Origin of the sequence: Streptomyces sp. NBC_01317 (genome assembly GCF_035961655.1) — a bacterium.
GTDB lineage: Bacteria > Actinomycetota > Actinomycetes > Streptomycetales > Streptomycetaceae > Streptomyces.
Window position 1 is genome coordinate 6,845,223 of the sequence record NZ_CP108393.1, and the last position, 25,412, is coordinate 6,870,634.

A 25,412-nucleotide genomic window follows, 5' to 3' on the forward strand; every position below is an offset into this window, starting at 1 on the left:
TCAGTCGCCGGACGGCGCGGAGGACACCGCGTCGAAGAGCGTGTGCATGGCCCGCCGCAGCCCGCCGACGTCCTTCACCGGCTCGGGGAAGTCGAAGCGGGCGTCGAAGCACCGGACCCCGGTGAAGCGCACCCGCAGCCCGAAGCGGTCGAGCGCGACCGGTACGGCGGCCGTCCCCGCGCCCGAAGGACCCTCGGCCCGCACGCCGAGCAGCCCGCGCAGCCCCTGGACCTCCGCGCCGTGCGCCGCGTGCAGGTGCTGGAGTAGCTCCGCCTCGTGCTCCACCAGCGGATCGGCGACGGCCGCCACGAAATCCTCGGCCTCGACGGTCTCCGCACCCCAGAGGTCGTCCACGCACGCCTCCCCGACCTCCAGCCGCAGGATCACCCGCCCCGGCTCCGCCTCCCGGTCCGGTACGCGCGTCAGCCAGCCGGAGAGCCAGGCCCGGCCACGGATCCGGTGGGGCACGGACACCGGCGCCACGTCGGTGATCTCCAGCACCGCGGTCAGCTCGTCGTCCTGCGCGTGGGTGGCCGCCCGCGCCGCGGGGGACTCCGCGGAGAAGACCATGAGCACCTCGCCGTCGCTCCCGACGGTGCGCGCGTCGGGCATCAGCTGGTACGGCCCGGCCCCGTCCAGACCGGGAATGACCAGTACCGCCGAGCATGTACTCTGTACGAGAGTTCGTGTGCGTTCGGCTGCTGACGGCATCCGATCGATTTCAAGCCCGCTGGGACGCGGCTGACCATGAGCTGATCGGACCTCCGTCGAATCGACCCCCTCCTGCGGGCTGTCGAGGCTGTCTGTGATGCGCGTGGTGTTCCCAGGGCGAGACATGCGATCTCCTTTGAGTAAGGTGAGCCTAACCTAACCTACATGGAGGTCTGGAGAACGTGCCTAACCAGTCGCGTCCCAAGGTCAAGAAGTCACGCGCGCTCGGTATCGCGCTGACGCCGAAGGCAGTCAAGTACTTCGAGGCCCGCCCCTACCCGCCGGGCGAGCACGGCCGCGGACGCAAGCAGAACTCGGACTACAAGGTTCGTCTGCTGGAGAAGCAGCGCCTGCGCGCCCAGTACGACATCAGCGAGCGCCAGATGGCCCGCGCCTACGACCGCGCCAAGAAGGCCGAAGGCAAGACGGGCGAAGCGCTCGTGGTCGAGCTGGAGCGCCGCCTCGACGCCCTGGTCCTGCGTTCGGGCATCGCCCGCACCATCTACCAGGCCCGTCAGATGGTCGTCCACGGCCACATCGAGGTCAACGGCGGCAAGGTCGACAAGCCGTCCTTCCGCGTCCGTCCCGACGACGTCGTGATGGTCCGCGAGCGCAGCCGCGAGAAGGTCCCCTTCCAGGTCGCGCGCGAAGGTGGCTACGACACCGACGGCGAGACCCCGCGCTACCTCCAGGTCAACCTGAAGGCCCTGGCGTTCCGCCTGGACCGTGACCCGCAGCGCAAGGAGATCCCGGTCATCTGCGACGAGCAGCTGGTCGTCGAGTACTACGCCCGCTGATCAGGCGTACCTCCACAGCGTTCCGGCCCGTCTCTTCCCCGCCGTCACCGGTGCGGAAGAGGCGGGTTTCCGCGTTTGCGCCGGGCCGTAATGCGGTACGGGCCCCGACCCTCGGCGCGATAGGGTCGTACCTCGTCGGCGGAGCGGCGAAGGCGCCTTCGCCCGAGCAGGCAACCAAGCAATTCGACCGAGCAGTTCGACCGAGCAAGCAGGGGAGCGGTGCAGCGTGACCGGTGGAGAAGTTGCCGGGATCCTCGTGGCCGTGTTCTGGGCGATTCTGGTCTCCTTCCTCGCCGTGGTGCTGGTGAGGCTGGCCCAGACGCTCAAGGCGGCCACCAGACTCGTCGCGGACGTGACCGAGCAGGCCGTACCGCTGCTCGCCGATGCGTCGGCGACCGTACGCTCCGCGCAGACCCAGCTCGACCGCGTCGACGCCATCGCGACCGACGTCCAGGAAGTCACCTCCAACGCCTCCGCGCTGTCCTCGACGGTCGCCTCGACCTTCGGCGGCCCCCTCGTCAAGGTCGCGGCCTTCGGCTACGGCGTACGGCAGGCGTTGAGCCGCAAGGGCGCCCCGGCCGCCGGGAGCGCCGCCCCCGAGCGCGGAGCGCGCCGCACGGTCGTGGGCCGTACGGTGCCGGCCGCCAGGCGCAGGAACAAGAAGGGCTGAGGCAGCGATGTTCCGCCGTACGTTCTGGTTCACCGCGGGCGCGGCGGCCGGTGTGTGGGCGACCACCAAGGTCAACCGCAAGCTCCGGCAGCTGACCCCCGAATCCCTCGCCGCGCAGGCCGCGAACAAGGCGATCGACGCCGGTCACAGACTCAAGGACTTCGCCCTCGACGTGCGGACCGGAATGGTCCGCCGCGAGGCCGAGCTGGGCGAGGCACTGGGCCTGGAGGCACCGGCTGACCCGGCGCTCCCCGCGCCCCGGCGCGTCACGGCGATCGAGTACACCGAGCACACGGAGAACCCCCGCGCCCCGCGCGCCGGCACGAACCCCTACAACCCGCACAACCGGAATGAGGACCACTGATGGAGTCGGCCGAAATCCGCCGTCGCTGGCTGAGCTTCTTCGAGGAGCGCGGTCACACCGTTGTCCCTTCGGCGTCGCTCATCGCGGACGACCCGACTCTCCTGCTGGTCCCGGCGGGCATGGTGCCCTTCAAGCCGTACTTCCTGGGCGAGGTCAAGCCGCCGTTCCCGCGCGCCACCAGCGTGCAGAAGTGCGTCCGCACCCCGGACATCGAAGAGGTCGGCAAGACCACCCGCCACGGCACCTTCTTCCAGATGTGCGGCAACTTCTCCTTCGGCGACTACTTCAAGGAAGGCGCCGTCAAGCTCGCCTGGGAGCTGCTCACCAGCTCCCTCGCCGACGGCGGCTACGGCCTGGACCCGGACAGGCTCTGGGTCACGGTGTACGAGGACGACGACGAGGCCGAGCGCATCTGGCGTGACGTCGTCGGGTTCCCCGCCGAGCGCATCCAGCGCCTCGGCAAGAAGGAGAACTACTGGTCGATGGGCGTGCCGGGCCCCTGCGGCCCCTGCTCGGAGATCATGTACGACCGGGGCCCCGACTTCGGCGCCGAGGGCGGCCCCGCCGTCAACGACGAGCGCTACGTGGAGATCTGGAACCTGGTCTTCATGCAGTACGAGCGCGGCGAGGGCACCGGCAAGGAGGACTTCGAGATCCTCGGCGACCTGCCGTCGCAGAACATCGACACGGGTCTCGGACTCGAACGCCTCGCCATGATCCTCCAGGGCGTACACAACATGTACGAGACCGACACCCTGCGCGTCGTCATGGACAAGGCCACCGAGCTGACCGGCGTGCGGTACGGCGCCGAGCACGGCTCGGACGTCTCGCTGCGCGTGGTCGCCGACCACATGCGTACCTCCGCCATGCTCATCGGCGACGGCGTCACCCCCGGCAACGAGGGCCGCGGTTACGTGCTGCGCCGCATCATGCGCCGCGCCATCCGCAACATGCGCCTCCTCGGCGCCACCCAGCCGGTCGTCGCCGAGCTGATCGACGTGGTCATCAGGACCATGGGCGAGCAGTACCCGGAGCTGGAGACCGACCGCAAGCGCATCGAGACCGTCGCCCTCGCCGAGGAGGCCGCCTTCCTCAAGGCCCTCAAGGGCGGGACGAACATCCTCGACACGGCCGTCACGGAGACCAAGGCCGCCGGCGGCCAGGTGCTCTCCGGGGACCGGGCCTTCCTGCTCCACGACACCTGGGGCTTCCCCATCGACCTCACCCTGGAGATGGCCGCCGAACAGGGCCTCTCCGTGGACGAGGACGGCTTCCGCCGGCTCATGAAGGAGCAGCGCGAGCGCGCCAAGGCCGACGCCAAGGCCAAGAAGTCCGGCCACGCCGACCTCTCCGCCTACCGCGCCGTGGCCGACAACAGCGGTTCCACCGAGTTCACCGGCTACACCTCCACGGAGAACGAGTCGACGATCGTCGGCCTGCTCGTGGACGGGGTGTCGTCACCGGCCGCCACGGAGGGTGACGAGGTCGAGGTGGTCCTCGACCGCACACCGTTCTACGCCGAGGGCGGCGGCCAGCTCGCCGACCAGGGCCGGATCCGGCTCGACACCGGCGCCGTCATCCAGGTCCGCGACGTCCAGCAGCCCGTGCCCGGGGTCTCCGTGCACAAGGGTGTCGTCCAGGTCGGCGAGGTGACGGTCGGCGCCCCCGTACAGGCCGCCATCGACCTCAACCGCCGCCGGGCCATCGCCCGCGCCCACAGCGCCACCCACCTCACGCACCAGGCGCTGCGCGACGCCCTCGGCCCCACGGCCGCCCAGGCCGGCTCCGAGAACTCCCCGGGCCGCTTCCGCTTCGACTTCGGCTCGCCCGCCGCCGTACCCGGCACGGTCCTCACCGACGTCGAGCAGAAGATCAACGAAGTGCTCGCCCGTGAACTGGACGTGCAGGCCGAGGTCATGTCCATCGACGAGGCCAAGAAGCAGGGCGCCATCGCCGAGTTCGGCGAGAAGTACGGCGAGCGCGTCCGCGTGGTGACGATCGGCGACTTCTCCAAGGAGCTGTGCGGCGGTACGCACGTCAGGAACACGGCCCAGCTCGGGCTGGTGAAGCTGCTCGGCGAGTCGTCCATCGGCTCCGGCGTACGGCGGATCGAGGCCCTGGTCGGCGTCGACGCGTACAACTTCCTCGCCAAGGAGCACACCGTCGTCGCCCAGCTCCAGGAGCTGGTCAAGGGCCGCTCCGAGGAGCTGCCCGAGAAGATCTCCGGCATGCTCTCCAAGCTGCGGGACGCCGAGAAGGAGATCGAGAAGTTCCGCGCCGAGAAGGTGCTGGCCGCCGCCGCCGGCCTCGCCGGCAGCGCCAAGGACGTCCGCGGTACGGCCCTGGTGACCGGCCAGGTCCCCGACGGCACCTCGGCCGACGACCTGCGCAAGCTGGTCCTCGACGTGCGCGGCCGGATGCCCGGGGACCGGCCGACGGTCGTCGCCCTGTTCACCACGTCCGGCGGCCGTCCCGTGACCGTCATCGCCACCAACGAGGCGGCCCGTGAGCGCGGCCTCAAGGCCGGTGAGCTGGTGCGTGCCGCCGCCAAGACCCTCGGGGGCGGAGGCGGCGGCAAGCCGGACGTCGCCCAGGGCGGCGGGCAGAACCCGGAGGCCGTCGGGGACGCCGTGGCCGCCGTCGAGCGCCTTGTCGCCGAGACGGCCTGACGCCCCGTGGAGGCCCCCGTGCCGGCTGTGGAACGGCTCACATGAGACGCGGACGCAGGCTCGCGATCGACGTCGGGGACGCCCGGATCGGGGTCGCCTCGTGCGACCCCGACGGGATCATCGCCACGCCGGTGGAGACCGTGCCGGGACGTGACGTCCCGGCCGCCCACCGGCGGCTGCGGCAGCTCGTCGAGGAGTACGAGCCGATCGAGGTCGTGATCGGGCTGCCCCGGTCCCTCAACGGCGGCGAGGGGCCCGCCGCGGCGAAGGTACGTACGTTCGCACAGGAGGTCGCGCGGGGTGTCGCACCCCTGCCGGTACGACTGGTGGACGAGCGCATGAGCACCGTGACCGCCAGCCAGGGGTTGCGTGCTTCCGGCGTGAAGTCAAAGAAGGGCCGCTCCGTCATCGACCAGGTGGCGGCGGTTGTCATCCTTCAGAGTGCCCTGGAGGCCGAACGAGGCTCCGGCGAAGCCCCGGGCGAGGGCGTCGAAGTGGTCATCTGATCGCGGTACGGTAACGTTCCGCGCGATGCGGCGGTGTTCGAACAGCTGCCGCACAGCAAGAGGCGAAACGGACGCCGTACCGCTGGTGCTACGGCCGCCGCCTCGCGGCTCTAGGGGATCGATGACTGACTATGGCCGGGGCCCCGGCTCCGAACCGTGGCACCCCGAAGATCCCTTGTACGGGGATCAGGGGTGGGGAGAGCGGCAGGCGGCGGACGGCCAGGGCGTTCCCTACGGCGAGCAGCCTCAGCAGCAGCAGTATCCGCAGCAGGGGTACGACGCCGGTCAGGCCGGTCAGGATCCGTACCAGCAGCAACAGCAACAGCAGCAGTACCAGCAGCAGCCGTACGACGGCGGGCAGCAGTACGACGCGCAGCAGCAGTACGCGGATCCCCAGCAGTACCAGCAGAATCCGCAGCAGTACCAGGACCCTCAGCAGTACCAGGGGCAGCAGCAGTACCAGCAGCAGCCGCAGGGATACGGCGAGCAGCACGTGCCGCACCAGCAGCAGTACAACGCCGGTACGGGAGCCTGGGACCCGCATCAGCAGCAGGCCGCGATGGCGTACGGCGGTAATCCGGCCGACCCTTACGCGGCTCAGCACCAGGGCGGCTACCCGGAGGGCCAGGACTACTACGCCGCCCAGGACGCGTACCCGCCGCCCCAGCCGCCGGGTCGCCGGCCTGGGGAGGCGGATCCCCAGCAGGGACAGCAGCAGTTCCAGCAGCAGCCGCAGCAGCCCATGCAGCAGCAACACCAGCAGCCGCAGCAACCCCGGCAGCCTCAGCCGCAGCAGCCCCAGGTCCCGGTCCCCGCCGCCCCGGCGGCTCCGGCGGCTCCGGAGAACGAGTGGGACGCCCAGCAGCCCCCGGAGACCCACCCCTTCTTCACGGGTGACGACGACGAGTCCGACAACCGGAACCCGCGGAACGACGACGAGGACGACGACGGGCACGACGACGAGGACGACGACCGGGACGACCGGGATGACCGGGACGGCCGTGACCGTCGTGGCAAGTCGGCCAAAAAGAAGAAGAAGGGCGGCAACGGCCGCGCCTGCCTCGTCCTCGCCGTGGTGCTCGTGGGCGGCGTCGGCGGTATCGGCTACGTCGGCTACACCTTCTACCAGGACCGGTTCGGCCCCCCGCCGGACTTCACGGGCGCCGGTTCCACCGAGGTCCAGGTGGAGATCCCGCCGGACTCCGGGGGGTACGCGATCGCGGCGATCCTGGTGAAGAAAGGCGTGATCAAGAGCGAGGGCGCGTTTGTCGAGGCGCAGAAGAAGAACCCGAAGGGCAATCTTGTCCAGGCGGGCGTCTTCACGCTGCGCAAGGGAATGTCGGGGGAGAACGCCGTCAAGGCGATGCTCGACCCGGCCAGCCACAACTCGTTGGTCATTCCCGAGGGCAAGCGTAATGCCGAGATCTACAAGATGATCGACGACAGGCTCAAGCTCGACAAGGGAACCACCGCCGCTGTCGCGAAGAAGCAGCTCAACAGCCTCGGTCTGCCCGACTGGGCGAAGGGTCACAAGGACCTCAAGGACCCGCTGGAAGGTTTCCTCTATCCGGCGAGCTATCCGGTCGCCGAGGGCATGAAACCGGAATCCGTCCTCAAGAAGATGGTGTCCCGGGCCAACGCCGAATACGGCAAACTCGACCTGGAGGCCAACGCCAAGAAGTTCAAGGTCGACGGCCCGTGGGAGATGATCACCGTCGCCAGCCTCGTCCAGGTCGAGGGCAAGACGCACGACGACTTCCGGAAGATGGCCGAGGTGGTCTACAACCGCCTCAAGCCCACCAACACGCAGACCAACCAGAAGCTTCAGTTCGACTCGTCCTTCAATTACCTCAGGGGCGAGAGCAACATCAATATCAGCGAGTCCGAGATCAACAGCAATCAGGACCCGTACAACACCTACACGCAGCGGGGTCTCCCGCCGGGACCCATCAGCAACCCGGGCGGCGAGGCGCTGGCAGCGGCGCTCGATCCGACCTCGGACGGCTGGCTGTACTTCGTGGCGACCGACGGTGTGCACAAGACCGAATTCGCCAAGACGTACGAGGAGTTCCAGAAACTCAAGGACAAATTCAATGCCAAGCAGGGCAACTAGTCCGGGGATCCGCCGGGCGGCCGTTTTGGGGTCGCCCATCGCGCACTCCCTGTCGCCCGTACTGCACCGCGCGGCCTACGGCGAACTCGGCCTGACCACGTGGTCGTACGACCGGTTCGAGGTCACCGAGACGGGCCTCGCCGACTTCCTAGGGGGGCTCGACCCGTCCTGGGCCGGGCTGTCACTGACCATGCCGCTCAAACGCGCGGTCATCCCGCTCCTGGACGAGATCACCGACACCGCGGCCTCCGTAGAGGCGGTCAACACGGTGATCATCGGCGCCGACGGCCGGCGTACGGGCGACAACACCGACATCCCGGGGATGATCGCCGCCCTGCGCGAGCGGGGCGTGACCACGGTGGAGTCCGCCGCGATCCTCGGCGCGGGCGCCACCGCGTCGTCCGCGCTCGCCGCCCTCGCCCGCGTCTGTACGGGTCCGGTCACCGCGTACGTACGAGGGGAGACGCGCGCCGCCGAGATGCGCGGCTGGGGAGCCCGCCTCGGCGTCGAGGTCCGTACGGCGGACTGGGCGGACGCGGCCGGGGCGCTCGACGCCCCGCTGGTCGTCGCCACCACCCCGGCCGGCGCCTCCGACGCGCTCGCCGGACGGGTCCCCGAGCGCCCCGGCACGCTTTTCGACGTCCTCTACGACCCCTGGCCCACCGCCCTCGCCGCCGCCTGGTCCGCGCGGGGCGGCCAGGTGGTCGGCGGGCTCGACCTGCTCGTCCACCAGGCCGTCCTCCAGGTCGAGATGATGACGGGCCGCACCCCGGCGCCCCTGCCGGAGATGCGTAAGGCGGGCGAACAGGCCCTCGCCGCCCGCTGACGGGTGTCCGGCCGGCCCCGGCCACGGATCCGGCCGGATCAAGCCGCCTCTGTCCGTTTTCCGGACCGGCGGGCGGTCCGCGCCCGCGATCGTGGGAGGATCGGAGACGGCGGGCCAGGGCCGCGCACCCGGTGGCGCCGATGCAGTTCCGGGCGCGAGTAAGAGGAGCACCGTTGAGCAGGTTGCGCTGGCTGACCGCGGGGGAGTCGCACGGCCCCGCCCTGGTGGCGACGCTGGAGGGTCTTCCCGCCGGTGTGCCCATCACCACGGAGATGGTGGCGGACCACCTCGCCCGGCGGCGCCTCGGCTACGGTCGTGGCGCGCGGATGAAGTTCGAGCGTGACGAGATCACCTTCCTCGGTGGTGTACGGCACGGCCTGACCATGGGGTCGCCGGTCGCGATCATGGTCGGGAACACCGAGTGGCCCAAGTGGGAACAGGTCATGTCGGCCGATCCGGTCGATCCGGAGGTGCTGGCCGGGCTGGCCCGCAACGAACCCCTGACCCGGCCCCGGCCCGGTCACGCCGACCTCGCGGGCATGCAGAAGTACGGCGTGGCGGACGCCCGGCCCATCCTGGAGCGCGCCAGCGCCCGGGAGACGGCGGCCAGGGTCGCGCTCGGTGCCGTCGCCCGCTCCTACCTCAAGGAGACGGCCGGCATCGAGATCGTCTCGCACGTCGTGGAGCTGGCCGCGGCCAAGGCGCCGTACGGCGTCTACCCGAAGCCCTCCGACGTCGAGCGGCTCGACGCCGACCCGGTGCGCTGCCTCGACGCGGACGCGAGCAAGGCGATGGTCGCGGAGATCGACCAGGCCCACAAGGACGGCGACACCCTCGGCGGCGTGGTCGAGGTGCTGGCGTACGGCGTGCCCGTCGGGCTCGGCTCGCACGTCCACTGGGACCGCAGGCTCGACGCCCGGCTGGCCGCAGCGCTGATGGGCATCCAGGCGATCAAGGGCGTCGAGGTCGGCGACGGCTTCGGGCTTGCCCGGGTCCCCGGCTCGCAGGCGCACGACGAGATCGTGGCCACCGACGACGGCATCCGGCGCACCTCGGGCCGGTCCGGCGGTACGGAAGGCGGCCTGACGACCGGCGAACTGCTGCGCGTACGCGCCGCGATGAAGCCCATCGCGACCGTGCCGCGCGCGCTCGCCACCGTCGACGTCGTGACGGGTGAGACGGCGAAGGCCCACCACCAGCGCTCCGACGTGTGCGCCGTGCCGGCCGCCGGGATCGTCGCGGAGGCCATGGTCGCGCTCACGCTCGCGGACGCCGTCGCGGAGAAGTTCGGCGGCGACAGCGTGCCGGAGACCCGCCGCAACGTGGAGTCGTACCTGAAGAACCTGGTGGTCCGATGACCGGCCCCGTTGTCGTACTCGTCGGGCCCATGGGGGTCGGCAAGTCGACCGTCGGCGAGTTGCTCGCCGAGCGCCTGGGCACCCACTACCGCGACACGGACGCCGACATCGTCGCCGCCGAGGGCAGGACGGTCGCGGACATCTTCGTGGACGACGGCGAGCCGCGCTTCCGTGAGCTGGAGCGCGAGGCCGTACGGCTCGCGGTCGCCGAGCACGACGGCGTCCTGGCGCTCGGCGGCGGGGCGGTCCTCGACGCGGCCACCCGCGACCTGCTCGCCGGACTGCCCGTCGTCTACCTGACGATGGAGGTCGGCGAGGCCATCAAGCGCGTCGGGCTGAACACCGCCCGCCCGCTGCTCGCCATCAACCCGCGCCAGCAGTGGAAGCAGTTGATGGAAGCCCGCAGGCACCACTACACGGACGTCGCGCGGGTGGTGGTCGGGACCGACGACCGCACCCCGGACGAGGTCGCGGAAGCCGTCCTCGACGCGCTGGAGCTCAAGCAGCCCCCCGGTACGGCCCCCCGGACTCCCGGCAAGGAGAAGCTCGTATGACAGACCAGGAGTCCACCCGCATCCAGGTCGGCGGCACCGCGGGCCACGCGCCGTACGAGGTGCTGGTCGGCCGGCGGCTGCTCGGTGAACTGCCCGCGCTCATCGGCCCCCAGGCCCGGCGCGTCGCCGTCATCCACCCCGAGGCGCTGGCCGAGACCGGCGAGACGCTGCGCCAGGACCTCACGGACCAGGGGTACGACGTCGTCGCCGTGCAGGTGCCGAACGCCGAGGAGGCCAAGACCATCGAGGTCGCGGCGTACTGCTGGAAGGCGCTCGGGCAGACCGGCTTCACCCGTACCGACGTGATCATCGGGGTCGGCGGCGGCGCCACGACCGACCTCGCCGGCTTCGTCGCCGCCACCTGGCTGCGCGGGGTGCGCTGGATCGCCCTGCCGACGACCGTGCTGGCCATGGTCGACGCGGCCGTCGGCGGCAAGACCGGCATCAACACCGCCGAGGGCAAGAACCTGGTCGGGGCCTTCCACCCGCCCGCCGGGGTGCTCTGCGACCTCGCCGCGCTGGACTCGCTGGGCGTGCACGACTACGTCAGCGGCATGGCCGAGATCATCAAGGCCGGCTTCATCGCCGACCCCGCGATCCTCGACCTGGTGGAGGCCGACCCGCAGGGCGCCCGTACGCCCGCGGGACCGCACACCGCCGAGCTGATCGAGCGCTCGATCCGCGTCAAGGCCGAGGTCGTCTCCAACGACCTCAAGGAGTCCGGGCTGCGGGAGATCCTCAACTACGGCCACACGCTGGCGCACGCCATCGAGAAGAACGAGCGGTACAAGTGGCGGCACGGCGCGGCCGTCTCCGTCGGCATGGTCTTCGCCGCCGAACTGGGCCGCCTGGCCGGGCGGTTGGACGACGCGACCGCCGACCGGCACCGCGCCGTCCTGGAGTCCGTCGGCCTGCCGCTCACGTACCGCGCCGACCAGTGGCCCAAGCTGCTGGAGAACATGAAGATCGACAAGAAGTCGCGGGGGAACCTGCTGCGGTTCATCGTGCTCGACGGGCTCGCCAAGCCGACCGTGCTGGAGGGTCCCGACCCGGCCGTCCTGCTCGCCGCGTACGGCGAGGTGTCGGCATGAGCCGGCCCGTGCTCGTCCTCAACGGCCCGAACCTGGGGCGGCTGGGCTCACGGGAGCCCGACGTGTACGGGTCGACGTCCTACGCAGGTCTGGTGGAGGTCTGCCAGGCGCTCGGCAAGGAGCTGGGCTTCGAGGTGGACGTCCGCGAGACGAACGACGAGGGCGAGCTGATCCGCTGGCTCCACGAGGCCGCCGACGGTTCGGTCCCGGTCGTCCTCAACCCCGGGGCGTTCACGCACTACTCGTACGCCATGCGGGACGCGGCGGCGCAGCGCACCGCGCCGCTCATCGAGGTGCACCTCTCGAATCCGTACGCACGCGAGGAGTTCCGCCACACGTCGGTCGTCGCGGCCGTCGCCAGCGGTACGGTCGCGGGCTTCGGGATCGGCTCGTACCGGCTGGCACTGCGGGCGCTCGCGGACGAACTGACCGGCTGACAGACCGGGCACTCACGGGCGCCCCCGGCCGTTCCCAGAGGGACGGCCGGGGGCGGTACCGTGTCGCAGCGCGGGAACCATGCGACCGGGGCCCGGCGTCAGACGCACCAGCCAGGCGTACGAACCGGCCGGTCGAACGAGTCGGCCGGACGAGTTGAGTCAGTCGCACGAGACGGAGTGGCACCGGATGCAGCACGCAGTGGGGGCTCCGCTGCCGCCTCACCAGGGGTCGGCGCACGGACCCGGCGGTTGGGCGCACCAGGCACCTCCCCCCGGCGCGCAGGGGCAGCCGCCCGCGCCGGGCTGGCACCCGCCGCAGGGGCCGCCCCGGCCGCCGGGGCCCCCGCAGGGGCCGCCGCCCCAAGGCCCGCCGCAGCCGCCGCAGGGCCCGCCGCCGCACCACCCGCAGTACCGCCCGCCGCCCCCCGGGGCCGTACCGCCGCCCGCCCACGCGCCCCGGCAGGCCCCGGTACCACCCCCCGGCCGGCCCTCGGGCCCGCCGCCCTCCGATGTCACCGGGCACGTCCAGCTGCCGCCCGGCGGCCCCGTGCCCATCCCCGCGCCGCTTCACGGCGACAGCGGTACGGGCGTGGCGACGCTCGCCGTGCTGCTCATCGGCCCGGCCGGCGCGGGCAAGACGACGGTGGCGCGCCACTGGGCGCAGAGCCGCCGTGTGCCCACCGCGCACATCAGCCTGGACGACGTCCGCGAGTGGGTCTGCTCCGGCTTCGCCGACCCGCAGTCGGGCTGGAACGACCACTCCGAGGCCCAGTACCGCCTGGCGCGCCGCACCTGCGGCTTCGCCGCCCGCAACTTCCTCGCCAACGGGATCTCCTGCATCCTGGACGACGCGGTCTTCCCCGACCGCCCGGTCGTCGGCCTCGGCGGCTGGAAGCGCCACGTCGGCCCCGGCCTGCTGCCGGTGGTCCTGCTGCCCGGGCTGGAGATCGTCCTGGAGCGCAACGCGGAGCGCAGCGGGAATCGCCGCCTGGCGGACGAGGAGGTGGCGGGGATCCATGGGCGGATGGCGGGGTGGTACGGCTCGGGCCTGCCGATCATCGACAATTCGAAGTACGACGTGGAGACGACGGCGAGGGTCTTGGACGAGGTCCTGGCCCGCGCGCTTGCGAGTCCGCCGAGCTGGTAGCCGTTTCGCCCGGTGACCGGTTGCGCTTACTGCTTGTCCTCAATCGCCGGACGGGCTGGGTTTGTCGTGGTGACGGGGGGTGGGGCCTGCGGAGGTACGTATGTCCGGACTGCATGTTTTACGGCGCCTCAGGAACTCGTCCAGTTCACCGGTAGCCATGCGCCACAAAACACGCTTTACGTCCGGACACACGCACCTCCTCCGACCCCACCCCCCTCACGCCGGGGGTGAGCTGAACGACCCCGCCGGCCCGGGGGCGTCTGGCCCCTGCCCGGTGGACGGTGCCGCTTACTGATGTCCTCAATCGCCGGACGGGCTGGAGTGTGGCCCTGCCCGGTGCTCGGGCGCGGCTTACTGATGTCCTCAAGCGCCGGACGGGCTGGATGGTGCCCCCGGGCCCTCCAACGCCGGACGGACCCGGTTTTGTTTTGGCGCGGGCCTGGGAGGGGGACGGGCAGGGGTCGTGTCCGGAACGTAGAGCGTGTTTTGTGTCGCGTGACTACCGTGAATGTCCGAAGTCCCCGAACGCGACGTAAAACATGCAGTGCAGGACACGACCCCTGCCCGGCCCCCGGCAACCGACCCGCACCCAAACCACCGGCCCGCAGCGGGCACAACCAAGCCCGTCCGGCGATTGAGGACAATCAGTAAGCCGCACCCGCCCGCACCGGGCAGACGCACAAACAAGCCCGTCCGGCGATTGAGGACAACAGGAACCGCAACGCGGTCGCCGTGACGAGGCCCCCCCATCCCCCCAGTCGGCCGCCCAGAACCAGCAGAACCACCGCACCGCTCCTACGCTCAGACCATGTCACAGGTGCACGCGGCCCGCCGCGCGCGGCTCCGCGACCGCTGCTCCGCCGCAGGCGACACCGCGGCTCTGGTCTCGCGGCCCGCCAACGTCCGCTATCTCGCCGGCGGCGCCCCACCGGGCGCGGTGCTGCTCGTCGGCCCCGACGAGGACCTGCTCCTGTGCCCCCGTACCCCCGTGCCCGAGTCCACCGAGGGCCACGTGGACGAGGAACTGCGGCTCACCGTCCTGCCCACCGCCGACGGCGACCCGGCGGTCGCGGCGGCCGGGGTGCTCGCGAGGTCCGCCGTGGACTCGCTGGCCGTCGAGGAGCACCACCTCACCGTCACCCGGCACCGGGCGATCGCCTCCGTCGTGCCGGGACTGTGCCTCACCGACCTGGGCGCCGCTGTCGAGCACCAGCGGATCGTCAAGGACGAGGAGGAGATCGCCTGCCTGCGGATCGCCGCCGAGATCGCCGACCAGGCGCTGGGCGAACTGCTGGAGTCGATCCTCGTCGGCCGTACCGAACGCCACCTCGCGCTGGAGCTGGAGCGCAGGCTGGTCGACCACGGCGCCGACGGACCCGCCTTCCCCACCGCGATCGCCACCGGCCCCCACTCGGGCCGCCCGCGGCACCGGCCGACGGACCGGCGGGTCGAGGAGGGTGATTTCCTGTCCGTCACCCTTGGGGCCGACTACCGCGGCTACCGCTGTCTGATCGGCCGTACGTTTGTCATCGGGACGTCCCCGGCCGACTGGCAGATCGAGTTGTACGAGCTGGTCTTCGGGGCACAACGGGCAGGTCGGGAGGTCCTTGTGCCCGGCACGGGATACCGCGACGTGGACCGCGCGGCCCGGCAGCCGCTGGAGGCCGCGGGCCACTCGGAGGGGCTCGCTCCCCGTACGGGGCACGGCGTCGGGCTCGAAATCGACGAGGACCCGCAGATCGCCCCCGCCGCCATGGGTAAACTGGACGCTTGTGTGCCGGTCACCGTCGGACCGGGGGTCCACCTTCCGGGCCGGGGCGGTGTCCGGATCGATGACACGCTCGTCGTCCGCCCCGAGGCGGACGGCGGACCCGAGCTACTCACCATTACGACCAAGGAGCTGCTCGCGCTCTAGCGCGGCGTACCCCTGGTCGTCCGCCAGCTTTCAGTCCAGGAGATTCCGCAACCGTGGCTTCCACGAACGACCTCAAGAACGGCCTGGTCCTCAAGCTCGACGGGGGCCAGCTCTGGTCCGTCGTCGAGTTCCAGCACGTCAAGCCCGGCAAGGGCCCGGCCTTCGTGCGCACCAAGCTGAAGAACGTGCTCTCCGGCAAGGTGGTCGACAAGACCTTCAACGCCGGCGTGAAGGTCGAGACGGCCACCGTTGACCGCCGCGACATGCAGTTCTCGTACATGGACGGCGAGTACTACGTCTTCATGGACATGGACACGTACGACCAGCTCATGGTCGACCGCAAGTCCGTCGGCAACGCCGCGAACTACCTGATCGAGGGCTTCACCGCCAGCGTCGCCCAGCACGAGGGCGAGGTGCTCTACGTGGAGCTGCCCGCCGCCGTCGAGCTGGTCATCCAGCACACCGACCCGGGCCTCCAGGGCGACCGCTCCACCGGCGGCACCAAGCCGGCCACGCTGGAGACGGGCTACGAGATCGGCGTCCCGCTCTTCATCACGACCGGTGAGAAGATCAAGGTCGACACCCGCACCGGCGACTACCTCGGCCGGGTGAACAGCTAACCGTGGCTGCCCGGAACAAGGCCCGCAAGCGGGCCTTCCAGATCCTCTTCGAGGCCGACCAGCGCGGGGCGCCCGTGCAGACGGTCCTCGCGGACTGGATACGGCACGCCAGGACCGACGAGCGCCAGCCGCCGGTCGGTGAGTACACCATGGAGCTGGTCGAGGGGTACGCGGTGTACGCGGACCGGATCGACGACCTCATCTCCACCTACGCGGTCGGCTGGACGCTCGACCGCATGCCGGTCGTCGACCGGAACATCGTGCGGCTCGCGGCGTACGAGCTGGTCTGGGTGGACGACACCCCGGACGCCGTGGTGATCGACGAGGCGGTCCAGCTCGCCAAGGAGTTCTCGACCGACGACTCCCCGTCCTTCGTGAACGGCCTCCTGGGCCGTTTCAAGGAGCTGAAGCCGAGCCTGCGCCGCCCCGCTGACACGCCCTGAGCGTGTCCGCGGGCGCGCCGGTGCTCCCGTGCTTCCCGTCGCCGGGCAGGCTGATCGACAGCCTTCCCGGCGACGTCCGTTGCGGGAGCGCGTGTGCTCCTGGGCGCGGCGAGAACCGGGGGCGTGCGGAGAAACCGGCTCCGAGCCCCTTGGCGCCCGTGTGCGCCCCCCTGGGACACTCCCGCGCCCGGATGCCCGGCCACCCGCCCAAAGGCCGGTGGCGGTGCCGTGGGGCGGTTTCACGCCGCCCTCCCACGCTCCGGGAGTACACCGCCGCACGTCCAGGCACGCCGGAAGGACGGATCCGGCGTGCGCGGGTCCGTCCTCCCGAGGTGACGTTTCTGCTGTTATGCGTGAGGCGGGAGATCAGCCCTCGTCGTGCGCGACGGCACGGCGGGCGTCCGCGTCCAGGACTCCCCAGCTGATCAGCTGCTCGGTCAGGACCGACGGCGACTGGTCGTAGATGACCGCGAGGGTGCGCAGGTCGTCCTGGCGGATCGACAGCACCTTGCCGTTGTAATCCCCGCGCTGGCTCTGGATCGTCGCCGCGTAACGCTGGAGAGGGCCTGCCTTCTCCTGCGGGACATGGGCCAGGCGCTCCAGCTGGAGGACCAGCTTCGGCGGCGGCTCGGCGGCGCCGCCGGGCGTCGTACCGGGCAGGAGCTCCTGCACCGGGACCCCGTAGAAATCCGCCAGCTCGGCGAGGCGCTGCACCGTGACGGCACGGTCGCCGCGCTCGTACGAACCGACCACGACGGCCTTCCAGCGGCCCTGGGACTTCTCCTCCACGCCATGGAGCGAGAGGCCCTGCTGGGTGCGGATGGCGCGGAGTTTGGCCCCGAGCTGCTTTGCGTATTCGCTGGACATATAGCTCCCCGGACGAAGTCTGGTAACTCACTGTGAGGTTACGCAGCGTTACTTGGATGCGTCAAGCCGAATGGTCCGTACCGCCCTTCCGCACAGCCTCGCGGCTCGTCCCCCGCAGGGGCGCCACCAGGCACTCCACCGTGCCCTGCTAACGTGGGTGGCGCAATTTCGACGTCCTTTAAGATCCGTCCCGTGAGGCGGAGAAGGAGGTCCGTTTCCAATGGACTCGCACAGCCCTGCCCACAGCTCCGAGGCCGCCCGCCCCGTGCTGGAGGCCCCCGACATCGCCCGGGTCCTCACCCGCATCGCCCACGAGATCGTCGAACGCGCCAGGGGCGCCGACGACGTGGTGCTGCTCGGCATCCCGACCCGCGGTGTCTACCTCGCCCGCCGGCTCGCGGACCGGCTCGCGGAGATCACCGGCCGCGTGATCCCGGTCGGCTCCCTGGACATCACCATGTACCGCGACGACCTGCGCATGCGGCCCGCCCGCGCGCTGGGCCGTACCGACATCCCCGCCGACGGGGTCGACGGACGCCTCGTGGTCCTCGTGGACGACGTGCTCTTCTCCGGCCGTACGATCCGCGCGGCGCTCGACGCGCTCGGCGACATCGGCCGCCCCAGGGCCGTCCAGCTCGCGGTCCTCGTCGACCGCGGCCACCGCGAACTGCCGATCCGCGCCGACTACGTCGGCAAGAACCTCCCCACGTCGCTGCGGGAGACGGTCAAGGTCCAGCTCGCCGAGGAGGACGGGCGCGACACGGTCCTGCTCGGCCTGCGCGGGCCGGACACGCCCTAGCCGAAGCCCCGTACGCCTCCGACCCACCCGTACGGCAGCGCTCGCGCGCCCGCACACCGCCACCACCTCCGGAGCAGACACCCGATGCTGCGTCTCCCAGGGACAAGCCCCCGCACGCCCGGCCACCTCATCTCCGCCGGCGATCTCACCCGCGACGAAGCCGTCCACATCCTCGACACCGCCGAGGAGATGGCCAGGGTCGCCGACCGGCCCATCAAAAAACTGCCCACCCTCCGCGGCCGTACCGTCGTCAACCTCTTCTTCGAGGACTCGACCAGGACCCGGATCTCCTTCGAGGCCGCCGCCAAGCGCCTCTCCGCGGACGTCATCAACTTCTCCGCGAAGGGCTCGTCCGTCTCCAAGGGCGAGTCGCTCAAGGACACCGCGCTGACCCTGGAGGCGATGGGCGCGGACGCCGTCGTCATCCGGCACGGCGCCTCCGGCGCCCCCTACCGGCTCGCCACCTCGGGCTGGATCGAAGGGGTCGTCGTCAACGCGGGCGACGGCACCCACGAACACCCCACCCAGGCCCTCCTCGACGCGTTCACCCTGCGCCGCCGCCTCGTCGGCGCCGACCAGGGCGTCGGCCGCGACCTGGAAGGGCGCCGGGTCACGATCGTCGGCGACGTCCTGCACAGCCGGGTCGCCCGCTCCAACATCCTGCTGCTCCACACCCTGGGCGCCCAGGTCACCGTGGTCGCCCCGCCCACCCTCGTGCCCATCGGCGTCGAGCAGTGGCCCTGCGAGGTCAGCTACGACCTGGACCAGGTGCTGCCCGCCTCCGACGCTGTCATGATGCTGCGCGTGCAGCGCGAGCGGATGAACGCCGCCTTCTTCCCCACCGAGCGGGAGTACTCCCGCCGTTACGGCCTGAACGGCGACCGGATGGCCCGGATGCCCGGGCACTCCGTCGTGATGCACCCGGGCCCGATGAACCGCGGCATGGAGATCACCGCCGAGGTCGCCGACTCCGGCCGCTGCACCGCCGTCGAGCAGGTCGCCAACGGTGTGTCCATCCGCATGGCCGTGCTCTACCTGCTGCTGGGCGGCAACGAGCCCGCCGTCAGCCACGCCCGTACCGAGGAGAACAAGTAACCATGACCAAGATCCTTGTCCGGGGCGCACGGGTGCTCGGTGGCGCGGTGCGGGACGTCCTGATCGACGGCGAGACGGTCGCGGAGGTCGGCGCCGGCCTCGACGCCGGTGACGCCACCGTGATCGAGGCGGACGGGCTGGTCCTGCTGCCCGGTCTGGTCGACCTCCACACCCACCTGCGCGAGCCGGGCCGCGAGGACTCCGAGACGGTCCTCACCGGTACGAAGGCGGCGGCGGTCGGCGGCTTCACGGCCGTCCACGCCATGGCCAACACCTTCCCCGTCGCCGACACCGCCGGAGTGGTCGAGCAGGTCTGGCGCCTGGGCCGCGAGTCCGGCTACTGCGACGTGCAGCCCATCGGCGCGGTCACCGTCGGCCTGGCGGGCAAGCAGCTCGCCGAGCTGGGCGCCATGCACGACTCGGCGGCCGGCGTCCGGGTCTTCTCCGACGACGGCAAGTGCGTGGACGACGCCGTGATCATGCGCCGCGCGCTGGAGTACGTGAAGGCCTTCGACGGCGTCATCGCCCAGCACGCCCAGGAGCCCCGGCTCACCGAGGGCGCGCAGATGAACGAGGGCGTCGTCTCCGCCGAACTGGGTCTCGGCGGCTGGCCCGCCGTCGCCGAGGAGTCGATCATCGCCCGCGACGTCCTGCTCGCCGCGCACGTCGGCTCGCGGGTGCACATCTGCCACCTCTCCACGGCCGGTTCCGTCGAGCTGGTCCGCTGGGCCAAGTCCAAGGGCTGGAACGTCACCGCCGAGGTCACCCCGCACCACCTGCTCCTCACGGACGAGCTCGTACGGTCATACAACCCGGTCTACAAGGTGAACCCGCCCCTTCGTACGGAGGCCGACGTGCTGGCCCTGCGCGAGGCCCTCGCCGACGGCACGATCGACTGCGTCGCCACCGACCACGCCCCGCACCCGCACGAGGACAAGGACTGCGAGTGGGCCGCGGCGGCCATGGGCATGGTCGGCCTGGAGACGGCGCTCTCCGTCGTCCAGCAGACGATGGTCGACACCGGGCTGCTCGACTGGGCCGGGGTCGCGGACCGCATGTCGTTCCGCCCGGCCAGGATCGGCCGGCTGGAGGGACACGGCCGCCCCGTCTCGGCAGGCGAGCCCGCCAACCTCACCCTGGTCGATCCGGCTTACCGTGGTGTCGTGGACCCCGCGGGTTTCGCCTCCCGCAGCCGCAACACCCCCTACGAGGGGCATGAACTGCCGGGACGCGTGACCCACACCTTCCTGCGGGGCCGCGCCACGGTCGTCGACGGGAATCTGGCGTGACAAGCGTGACAACTGCGAACCTCTTCATCCCCCTGGCCGCCGAGCAGAAGTCGGCGGAGGTGACCGACTGGGCCGCCAGGATCGGCTGGGTGGCCGGCCTGCTGCTCTTCGTCGTGCTCGTCTACTGGCTGATGCGGCAGGGCTGGAAATGGCGCGGCAGCCTCCAGTCCGACGTACCGGACCTGCCCACGGCGCCGGAGACCCCGGGCGAGCCCCGGCTGACCCTGACCGGCCGCTACCACGGCTCCACCACCGCCGGGCAGTGGCTCGACCGGATCGTGGCCCACGGGCTCGGTACCCGCAGCCGCGTCGAACTGACCCTGACCGACGCGGGCCTCGACGTGGTACGCCCCGGCGCCACCGACTTCTTCGTCCCGGCCGCCCAACTGCGGGAGGCCCGGCTCGACAAGGGCATCGCCGGGAAGGTCCTCGCCGAGGGCGGCCTGCTGATCGTCACCTGGCAGCACGGCGACCGGCTGATCGACTCCGGCTTCCGGTCCGACCGGTCGGCCGAGCAGGCGGAATGGGTCGGCGCGATCGGCGCGATCACCGGCACGACCACCGCGAACACATCCCTCACCACGACGGAAGGCGCATCATGACCACCTCCCCCCGGGGATCCGCCCGTGACAAGGCGTCTCCCGCCGTGCTCGTCCTGGAGGACGGCCGCAGTTTCCGCGGCCGCGCCTACGGGGCCGTGGGGGAGACGTTCGGCGAGGCGGTGTTCTCCACCGGCATGACCGGCTACCAGGAGACCCTCACCGACCCCTCGTACCACCGCCAGGTCGTCGTGATGACCGCCCCGCACGTCGGCAACACCGGGATCAACGACGAGGACCAGGAGTCGCGCCGCATCTGGGTGTCCGGCTATGTCGTACGGGACCCCGCGCGCGTCCCGTCCAACTGGCGCTCACGGCGCTCGCTGGACGACGAACTGACCGCGCAGGGCGTCGTCGGCATCAGCGGGATCGACACCCGCGCGCTCACCCGCCACCTGCGCGAGCGGGGCGCGATGCGCGTCGGCATCTTCTCCGGGGACGCGCTCAACAGCGCCTCGGGCAAGGGCGTCGCGGACGGCGCGGCGCTTCTCGCCCGCGTCCTGCGGGCCCCCGAGATGAGCGGCGCCGAGCTGTCCTCGGAGGTCACCACCGCCGAGCCGTACGTCGTGCCCGCGATCGGCACCAAGCGGTTCACCGTCGCCGCCCTCGACCTCGGCATCAAGGGCATGACCCCGCACCGGCTGGCCGAACGCGGCATAGAGGTCCACGTCCTGCCCGCCACCGCCACCCTGGACGACGTCTACGCGACCGCCCCCGACGGGGTCTTCCTCTCCAACGGCCCCGGCGACCCCGCCACCGCCGACCTCACCGTCGTCAAGGGCGTCCTGGAGCGCGGCACCCCGCTCTTCGGCATCTGCTTCGGCAACCAGCTCCTCGGCCGGGCGCTGGGCTTCGGCACGTACAAGCTCAAGTACGGGCACCGGGGCATCAACCAGCCCGTGCAGGACAGGACGACCGGGAAGGTCGAGGTCACGGCGCACAACCACGGGTTCGCCGTCGACGCCCCGCTCGACCAGGTCTCCGAGACCCCCTACGGCCGCGCCGAGGTCAGCCATGTCTGCCTCAACGACAACGTGGTGGAGGGGCTGCGGCTGCTCGACCGGCCGGTGTTCAGCGTCCAGTACCACCCGGAGGCGGCCGCGGGCCCGCACGACGCCGCGTACCTCTTCGACCGCTTCACATCCCTGATGGAGGACCAGCGTGCCTAAGCGCACCGATATCCAGTCCGTCCTGGTCATCGGATCGGGACCGATCGTCATCGGCCAGGCCGCTGAGTTCGACTACTCCGGCACCCAGGCCTGCCGGGTCCTCAAGTCCGAGGGCCTGCGCGTCATCCTGGTCAACTCCAACCCCGCCACGATCATGACGGACCCGGAGATCGCCGACGCCACGTACGTCGAGCCGATCACCCCCGAGTTCGTCGAGAAGATCATCGCCAAGGAGCGCCCCGACGCGCTGCTGCCCACCCTCGGCGGCCAGACGGCGCTCAACACCGCCATCTCCATGCACGAACAGGGTGTCCTGGAGAAGTACGGCGTCGAGCTGATCGGCGCCAACGTCGAGGCGATCAACAAGGGCGAGGACCGCGAGCTGTTCAAGGGCGTGGTCGAGGCCGTCCGCGCCAAGATCGGCCACGGCGAGTCCGCCCGCTCGGTGATCTGCCACACGATGGACGACATCCTCGCCGGCGTGGAGACGCTCGGCGGCTACCCCGTCGTCGTCCGCCCCTCCTTCACCATGGGCGGCGCCGGCTCCGGCTTCGCCCACGACGAGGAGGAGCTGCGCCGGATCGCCGGCCAGGGGCTCATGCTCTCGCCGACCACCGAGGTGCTCCTGGAGGAGTCCATCCTTGGCTGGAAGGAGTACGAACTGGAGCTGATGCGCGACAAGAAGGACAACGTCGTCGTCGTCTGTTCCATCGAGAACTTCGACCCGATGGGCGTGCACACCGGTGACTCGATCACCGTCGCGCCCGCGATGACGCTGACCGACCGTGAGTACCAGACCCTCCGGGACGTCGGCATCGCGATCATCCGCGAGGTCGGGGTGGACACCGGCGGCTGCAACATCCAGTTCGCCGTCAACCCCGACGACGGCCGCATCATCGTCATCGAGATGAACCCCCGGGTGTCCCGGTCCTCCGCGCTCGCCTCCAAGGCCACCGGCTTCCCGATCGCCAAGATCGCCGCCCGGCTCGCCGTCGGCTACACGCTGGACGAGATCCCGAACGACATCACCGAGAAGACCCCGGCGTCCTTCGAGCCCACCCTCGACTACGTCGTCGTGAAGGTTCCGCGCTTCGCCTTCGAGAAGTTCCCGCTCGCCGACGCCACGCTGACCACCACCATGAAGTCGGTGGGCGAGGCGATGGCCATCGGCCGTAACTTCACCGAGGCGCTCCAGAAGGCCCTGCGCTCCCTGGAGAAGGCCGGCAGCCAGTTCCGCTTCACCGGCCCGCCCGGCGACAAGGACGCGCTGCTGGAGACCGCCAAGGTCCCCACCGACGGCCGGATCAACACCGTCATGCAGGCCATCAGGGCCGGGGCCACCCAGGAGGAGGTCTTCGACGCGACGAAGATCGACCCGTGGTTCGTGGACCAGCTGTTCCTGATCAAGGAGTACGCGGACGAACTGACCGCCGCCGAACGGCTCTTCCCCGAGCTGCTCGCCGAGGTCAAGCGGCACGGCTTCTCCGACGCCCAGATCGGCGAGATCCGCGGGCTGCGCGAGGACGTCGTCCGGGAGGTCAGGCACTCGCTGGGAGTCCGCCCGGTCTACAAGACGGTCGACACCTGCGCGGCCGAGTTCGCCGCGAAGACCCCGTACTTCTACTCCTCGTACGACGAGGAGAACGAGGTCGCGCCCCGCGAGAAGCCCGCCGTGATCATCCTCGGCTCGGGGCCCAACCGGATCGGCCAGGGCATCGAGTTCGACTACTCGTGCGTGCACGCGTCCTTCGCGCTCAGCGACGCGGGCTACGAGACCGTGATGGTCAACTGCAACCCCGAGACCGTCTCCACCGACTACGACACCTCCGACCGGCTCTACTTCGAGCCGCTCACCCTGGAGGACGTACTGGAGATCGTGCACGTCGAGTCGCTCGCCGGGCCGATCGCGGGCGTCATCGTCCAGCTCGGCGGCCAGACCCCGCTGGGCCTCGCCCAGGCCCTCAAGGACAACGGCGTCCCGGTCGTCGGCACACCTCCCGAGGCGATCCACGCCGCCGAGGACCGCGGCGCGTTCGGCCGGGTCCTCGCCGAGGCCGGCCTGCCCGCGCCCAAGCACGGCACCGCGACCACCTTCGCCGGCGCCAAGGCCATCGCCGACGAGATCGGCTACCCGGTGCTCGTCCGCCCGTCGTACGTGCTCGGCGGGCGTGGCATGGAGATCGTGTACGACGAGACGCGCCTGTCCTCGTACATCGCCGAGTCCACGGAGATCAGCCCCACCCGCCCGGTCCTCGTCGACCGCTTCCTCGACGACGCCATCGAGATCGACGTGGACGCGCTCTACGACGGCACCGAGCTGTACCTGGGCGGCGTCATGGAGCACATCGAGGAGGCCGGGATCCACTCCGGCGACTCGGCGTGCGCCCTGCCGCCCATCACGCTCGGCGGCTACGACATCAAGCGGCTGCGCACATCCACGGAGGCCATCGCCAAGGGCGTCGGGGTGCGCGGTCTGATCAACATCCAGTTCGCCCTCGCGGGGGACATCCTGTACGTCCTGGAGGCCAACCCGCGCGCCTCCCGTACGGTCCCCTTCACCTCCAAGGCGACCGCCGTACCGCTCGCCAAGGCGGCCGCCCGCATCTCGCTCGGCGCCACCGTCGCGGGACTGCGCGCGGAGGGCCTGCTCCCGGCGCACGGCGACGGCGGCACGCTGCCGCTGGACGGGCCGATCTCCGTCAAGGAGGCCGTGATGCCGTGGTCGCGTTTCCGCGACGTCCACGGACGCGGTGTCGACACCGTCCTCGGCCCGGAGATGCGCTCCACCGGCGAGGTCATGGGCATCGACTCCGCCTTCGGCACGGCGTACGCGAAGTCCCAGGCGGGCGCGTACGGGCCGCTGCCGACCAAGGGCCGCGCCTTTATCTCCGTCGCCAACCGCGACAAGCGTTCGATGATCTTCCCGGCGCGCGAGCTGGTGGCCCACGGCTTCGAGCTGCTCGCCACCTCCGGGACGGCCGAGGTCCTCAAGCGCAACGGCATCAAGGCCAGGGTCGTACGCAAGCAGTTCGAGGGCGAGGGCCCCAACGGCGAGCAGACCATCGTCCAGCTCATCCACGCGGGCGAGGTCGACCTCATCGTCAACACCCCGTACGGCACCGGCGGGCGGCTCGACGGCTACGACATCCGTACGGCCGCCGTGGCGCGCGGAGTCCCGTGCCTGACGACGGTCCAGGCGCTGGCCGCCGCCGTCCAGGGCATCGACGCGCTCACCCACGGCGACATCGGCGTCCGTTCCCTCCAGGAACACGCGCGACACCTGATCGCGGCCCGCGAGGACCAGTAGCCCGCACACGAGGGGGGACACCGGACCCGGTGTCCCCCCTCGTGCATGACCTCTCGCGCGACCTGT

The 25,412-nt window shown here is 71.0% G+C and carries 23 protein-coding genes; 21 read left to right on the forward strand and 2 right to left on the reverse strand.

Features of this window, described 5'->3' with window-relative positions; all coding sequences use genetic code 11:
• A complete protein-coding gene (locus tag OG349_RS29880) occupies positions 1 to 711 on the reverse strand; it encodes a DUF2470 domain-containing protein (protein WP_327237537.1) in 711 nt (236 codons plus the stop codon).
• 182 nt (positions 712 to 893) lie between these two features.
• On the opposite strand from OG349_RS29880, the gene rpsD reads away from it, so the two are divergent.
• The 15 genes from rpsD (at position 894) to nusB (ending at position 16,221) form a co-directional block, all read left to right on the forward strand.
• A complete protein-coding gene (gene rpsD, locus OG349_RS29885; protein ID WP_161311511.1) occupies positions 894 to 1,508 on the forward strand; it encodes a 30S ribosomal protein S4 in 615 nt (204 codons plus the stop codon).
• A gap of 226 nt (positions 1,509 to 1,734) precedes the next feature.
• Positions 1,735 to 2,178 (forward strand): DUF948 domain-containing protein, encoded by a 444-nt coding sequence (locus OG349_RS29890; protein ID WP_327237538.1) that lies wholly within the window; start codon positions 1,735 to 1,737, stop codon positions 2,176 to 2,178.
• A gap of 7 nt (positions 2,179 to 2,185) precedes the next feature.
• On the forward strand, positions 2,186 to 2,542 hold the full coding sequence (locus OG349_RS29895; RefSeq protein ID WP_327237539.1) for a DUF6167 family protein: 357 nt from the start codon (positions 2,186 to 2,188) through the stop codon (positions 2,540 to 2,542).
• A complete protein-coding gene (alaS, locus tag OG349_RS29900; RefSeq protein WP_327237540.1) occupies positions 2,542 to 5,211 on the forward strand; it encodes an alanine--tRNA ligase in 2,670 nt (889 codons plus the stop codon). Before OG349_RS29895 ends, alaS begins: the two co-directional genes overlap by 1 nt.
• A gap of 41 nt (positions 5,212 to 5,252) precedes the next feature.
• Positions 5,253 to 5,717 carry a Holliday junction resolvase RuvX gene (ruvX, locus tag OG349_RS29905; protein ID WP_327237541.1) on the forward strand — a complete coding sequence of 155 codons (465 nt, stop codon included), beginning with the start codon at positions 5,253 to 5,255 and terminating at the stop codon, positions 5,715 to 5,717.
• A gap of 121 nt (positions 5,718 to 5,838) precedes the next feature.
• Positions 5,839 to 7,830, forward strand: coding sequence for an endolytic transglycosylase MltG (gene mltG / locus OG349_RS29910; protein ID WP_327237542.1), 1,992 nt, complete (start codon positions 5,839 to 5,841; stop codon positions 7,828 to 7,830).
• Positions 7,811 to 8,656 carry a shikimate dehydrogenase gene (locus tag OG349_RS29915; RefSeq protein ID WP_327237543.1) on the forward strand — a complete coding sequence of 282 codons (846 nt, stop codon included), beginning with the start codon at positions 7,811 to 7,813 and terminating at the stop codon, positions 8,654 to 8,656. The genes mltG and OG349_RS29915 overlap by 20 nt, the downstream gene beginning before the upstream one ends.
• 173 nt (positions 8,657 to 8,829) lie before the next feature.
• Complete coding sequence (gene aroC / locus OG349_RS29920) at positions 8,830 to 10,014, forward strand: chorismate synthase (protein ID WP_327237544.1); 1,185 nt, start codon at positions 8,830 to 8,832, stop codon at positions 10,012 to 10,014.
• Positions 10,011 to 10,568: a shikimate kinase gene (locus OG349_RS29925; RefSeq protein ID WP_327237545.1), complete on the forward strand. Its 558-nt coding sequence runs from the start codon at positions 10,011 to 10,013 to the stop codon at positions 10,566 to 10,568. Before aroC ends, OG349_RS29925 begins: the two co-directional genes overlap by 4 nt.
• Positions 10,565 to 11,659, forward strand: coding sequence for a 3-dehydroquinate synthase (aroB, locus tag OG349_RS29930; RefSeq protein ID WP_327237546.1), 1,095 nt, complete (start codon positions 10,565 to 10,567; stop codon positions 11,657 to 11,659). Before OG349_RS29925 ends, aroB begins: the two co-directional genes overlap by 4 nt.
• Positions 11,656 to 12,096 carry a type II 3-dehydroquinate dehydratase gene (gene aroQ, locus OG349_RS29935; protein WP_327237547.1) on the forward strand — a complete coding sequence of 147 codons (441 nt, stop codon included), beginning with the start codon at positions 11,656 to 11,658 and terminating at the stop codon, positions 12,094 to 12,096. Before aroB ends, aroQ begins: the two co-directional genes overlap by 4 nt.
• 187 nt (positions 12,097 to 12,283) lie before the next feature.
• Entirely contained in the window at positions 12,284 to 13,243 is a 960-nt protein-coding gene (locus OG349_RS29940; protein ID WP_327237548.1) for an AAA family ATPase, read from the forward strand.
• Between the two features lie 808 nt (positions 13,244 to 14,051).
• On the forward strand, positions 14,052 to 15,158 hold the full coding sequence (locus OG349_RS29945; RefSeq protein ID WP_327237549.1) for an aminopeptidase P family protein: 1,107 nt from the start codon (positions 14,052 to 14,054) through the stop codon (positions 15,156 to 15,158).
• 53 nt (positions 15,159 to 15,211) lie between these two features.
• Complete coding sequence (efp, locus tag OG349_RS29950) at positions 15,212 to 15,778, forward strand: elongation factor P (RefSeq protein ID WP_161310969.1); 567 nt, start codon at positions 15,212 to 15,214, stop codon at positions 15,776 to 15,778.
• 2 nt (positions 15,779 to 15,780) lie between these two features.
• Positions 15,781 to 16,221, forward strand: a complete 441-nt coding sequence (gene nusB, locus OG349_RS29955; protein ID WP_161310968.1) for a transcription antitermination factor NusB — start codon at positions 15,781 to 15,783, stop codon at positions 16,219 to 16,221.
• 366 nt (positions 16,222 to 16,587) lie between these two features.
• On the opposite strand, the gene bldD is transcribed toward nusB, so the two are convergent.
• Positions 16,588 to 17,088, reverse strand: a complete 501-nt coding sequence (gene bldD, locus OG349_RS29960; RefSeq protein ID WP_161310967.1) for a transcriptional regulator BldD — start codon at positions 17,086 to 17,088, stop codon at positions 16,588 to 16,590.
• A 220-nt stretch (positions 17,089 to 17,308) separates the two neighbouring features.
• Here bldD and pyrR point away from each other — a divergent pair, with 220 nt between their 5' ends.
• From pyrR to carB, 6 genes are all read left to right on the forward strand, one after another.
• Positions 17,309 to 17,887 (forward strand): bifunctional pyr operon transcriptional regulator/uracil phosphoribosyltransferase PyrR, encoded by a 579-nt coding sequence (pyrR, locus tag OG349_RS29965; RefSeq protein ID WP_327237551.1) that lies wholly within the window; start codon positions 17,309 to 17,311, stop codon positions 17,885 to 17,887.
• 84 nt (positions 17,888 to 17,971) lie between these two features.
• Positions 17,972 to 18,982, forward strand: a complete 1,011-nt coding sequence (locus tag OG349_RS29970) for an aspartate carbamoyltransferase catalytic subunit (protein WP_327237552.1) — start codon at positions 17,972 to 17,974, stop codon at positions 18,980 to 18,982.
• 2 nt (positions 18,983 to 18,984) lie between these two features.
• Positions 18,985 to 20,271 carry a dihydroorotase gene (locus OG349_RS29975; RefSeq protein WP_327237553.1) on the forward strand — a complete coding sequence of 429 codons (1,287 nt, stop codon included), beginning with the start codon at positions 18,985 to 18,987 and terminating at the stop codon, positions 20,269 to 20,271.
• Between the two features lie 5 nt (positions 20,272 to 20,276).
• A complete protein-coding gene (locus OG349_RS29980; RefSeq protein WP_327237554.1) occupies positions 20,277 to 20,873 on the forward strand; it encodes a PH-like domain-containing protein in 597 nt (198 codons plus the stop codon).
• Positions 20,870 to 22,039 (forward strand): carbamoyl phosphate synthase small subunit, encoded by a 1,170-nt coding sequence (locus OG349_RS29985; RefSeq protein ID WP_327237555.1) that lies wholly within the window; start codon positions 20,870 to 20,872, stop codon positions 22,037 to 22,039. The genes OG349_RS29980 and OG349_RS29985 overlap by 4 nt, the downstream gene beginning before the upstream one ends.
• Entirely contained in the window at positions 22,032 to 25,346 is a 3,315-nt protein-coding gene (carB, locus tag OG349_RS29990) for a carbamoyl-phosphate synthase large subunit (protein ID WP_327237556.1), read from the forward strand. The genes OG349_RS29985 and carB overlap by 8 nt, the downstream gene beginning before the upstream one ends.
• The last annotated feature ends 66 nt before the right edge of the window (positions 25,347 to 25,412 follow it).

What these genes read in the sequence shown, in the direction of transcription:
- OG349_RS29985 (WP_327237555.1), top strand. Translation starts at nt 20,870, where the DNA reads ATGACCACCTCCCCCCGGGGATCCGCCCGTGACAAGGCGTCTCCCGCC.
- OG349_RS29945 (WP_327237549.1), top strand. Translation starts at nt 14,052, where the DNA reads ATGTCACAGGTGCACGCGGCCCGCCGCGCGCGGCTCCGCGACCGCTGC.
- bldD (WP_161310967.1), bottom strand. Translation starts at nt 17,088, where the DNA reads ATGTCCAGCGAATACGCAAAGCAGCTCGGGGCCAAACTCCGCGCCATC.
- aroQ (WP_327237547.1), top strand. Translation starts at nt 11,656, where the DNA reads ATGAGCCGGCCCGTGCTCGTCCTCAACGGCCCGAACCTGGGGCGGCTG.
- alaS (WP_327237540.1), top strand. Translation starts at nt 2,542, where the DNA reads ATGGAGTCGGCCGAAATCCGCCGTCGCTGGCTGAGCTTCTTCGAGGAG.
- OG349_RS29915 (WP_327237543.1), top strand. Translation starts at nt 7,811, where the DNA reads ATGCCAAGCAGGGCAACTAGTCCGGGGATCCGCCGGGCGGCCGTTTTG.
- pyrR (WP_327237551.1), top strand. Translation starts at nt 17,309, where the DNA reads ATGGACTCGCACAGCCCTGCCCACAGCTCCGAGGCCGCCCGCCCCGTG.
- OG349_RS29895 (WP_327237539.1), top strand. Translation starts at nt 2,186, where the DNA reads ATGTTCCGCCGTACGTTCTGGTTCACCGCGGGCGCGGCGGCCGGTGTG.
- ruvX (WP_327237541.1), top strand. Translation starts at nt 5,253, where the DNA reads ATGAGACGCGGACGCAGGCTCGCGATCGACGTCGGGGACGCCCGGATC.
- OG349_RS29975 (WP_327237553.1), top strand. Translation starts at nt 18,985, where the DNA reads ATGACCAAGATCCTTGTCCGGGGCGCACGGGTGCTCGGTGGCGCGGTG.
- OG349_RS29970 (WP_327237552.1), top strand. Translation starts at nt 17,972, where the DNA reads ATGCTGCGTCTCCCAGGGACAAGCCCCCGCACGCCCGGCCACCTCATC.
- OG349_RS29925 (WP_327237545.1), top strand. Translation starts at nt 10,011, where the DNA reads ATGACCGGCCCCGTTGTCGTACTCGTCGGGCCCATGGGGGTCGGCAAG.
- OG349_RS29940 (WP_327237548.1), top strand. Translation starts at nt 12,284, where the DNA reads ATGCAGCACGCAGTGGGGGCTCCGCTGCCGCCTCACCAGGGGTCGGCG.
- mltG (WP_327237542.1), top strand. Translation starts at nt 5,839, where the DNA reads ATGACTGACTATGGCCGGGGCCCCGGCTCCGAACCGTGGCACCCCGAA.
- aroB (WP_327237546.1), top strand. Translation starts at nt 10,565, where the DNA reads ATGACAGACCAGGAGTCCACCCGCATCCAGGTCGGCGGCACCGCGGGC.
- OG349_RS29880 (WP_327237537.1), bottom strand. Translation starts at nt 711, where the DNA reads ATGCCGTCAGCAGCCGAACGCACACGAACTCTCGTACAGAGTACATGC.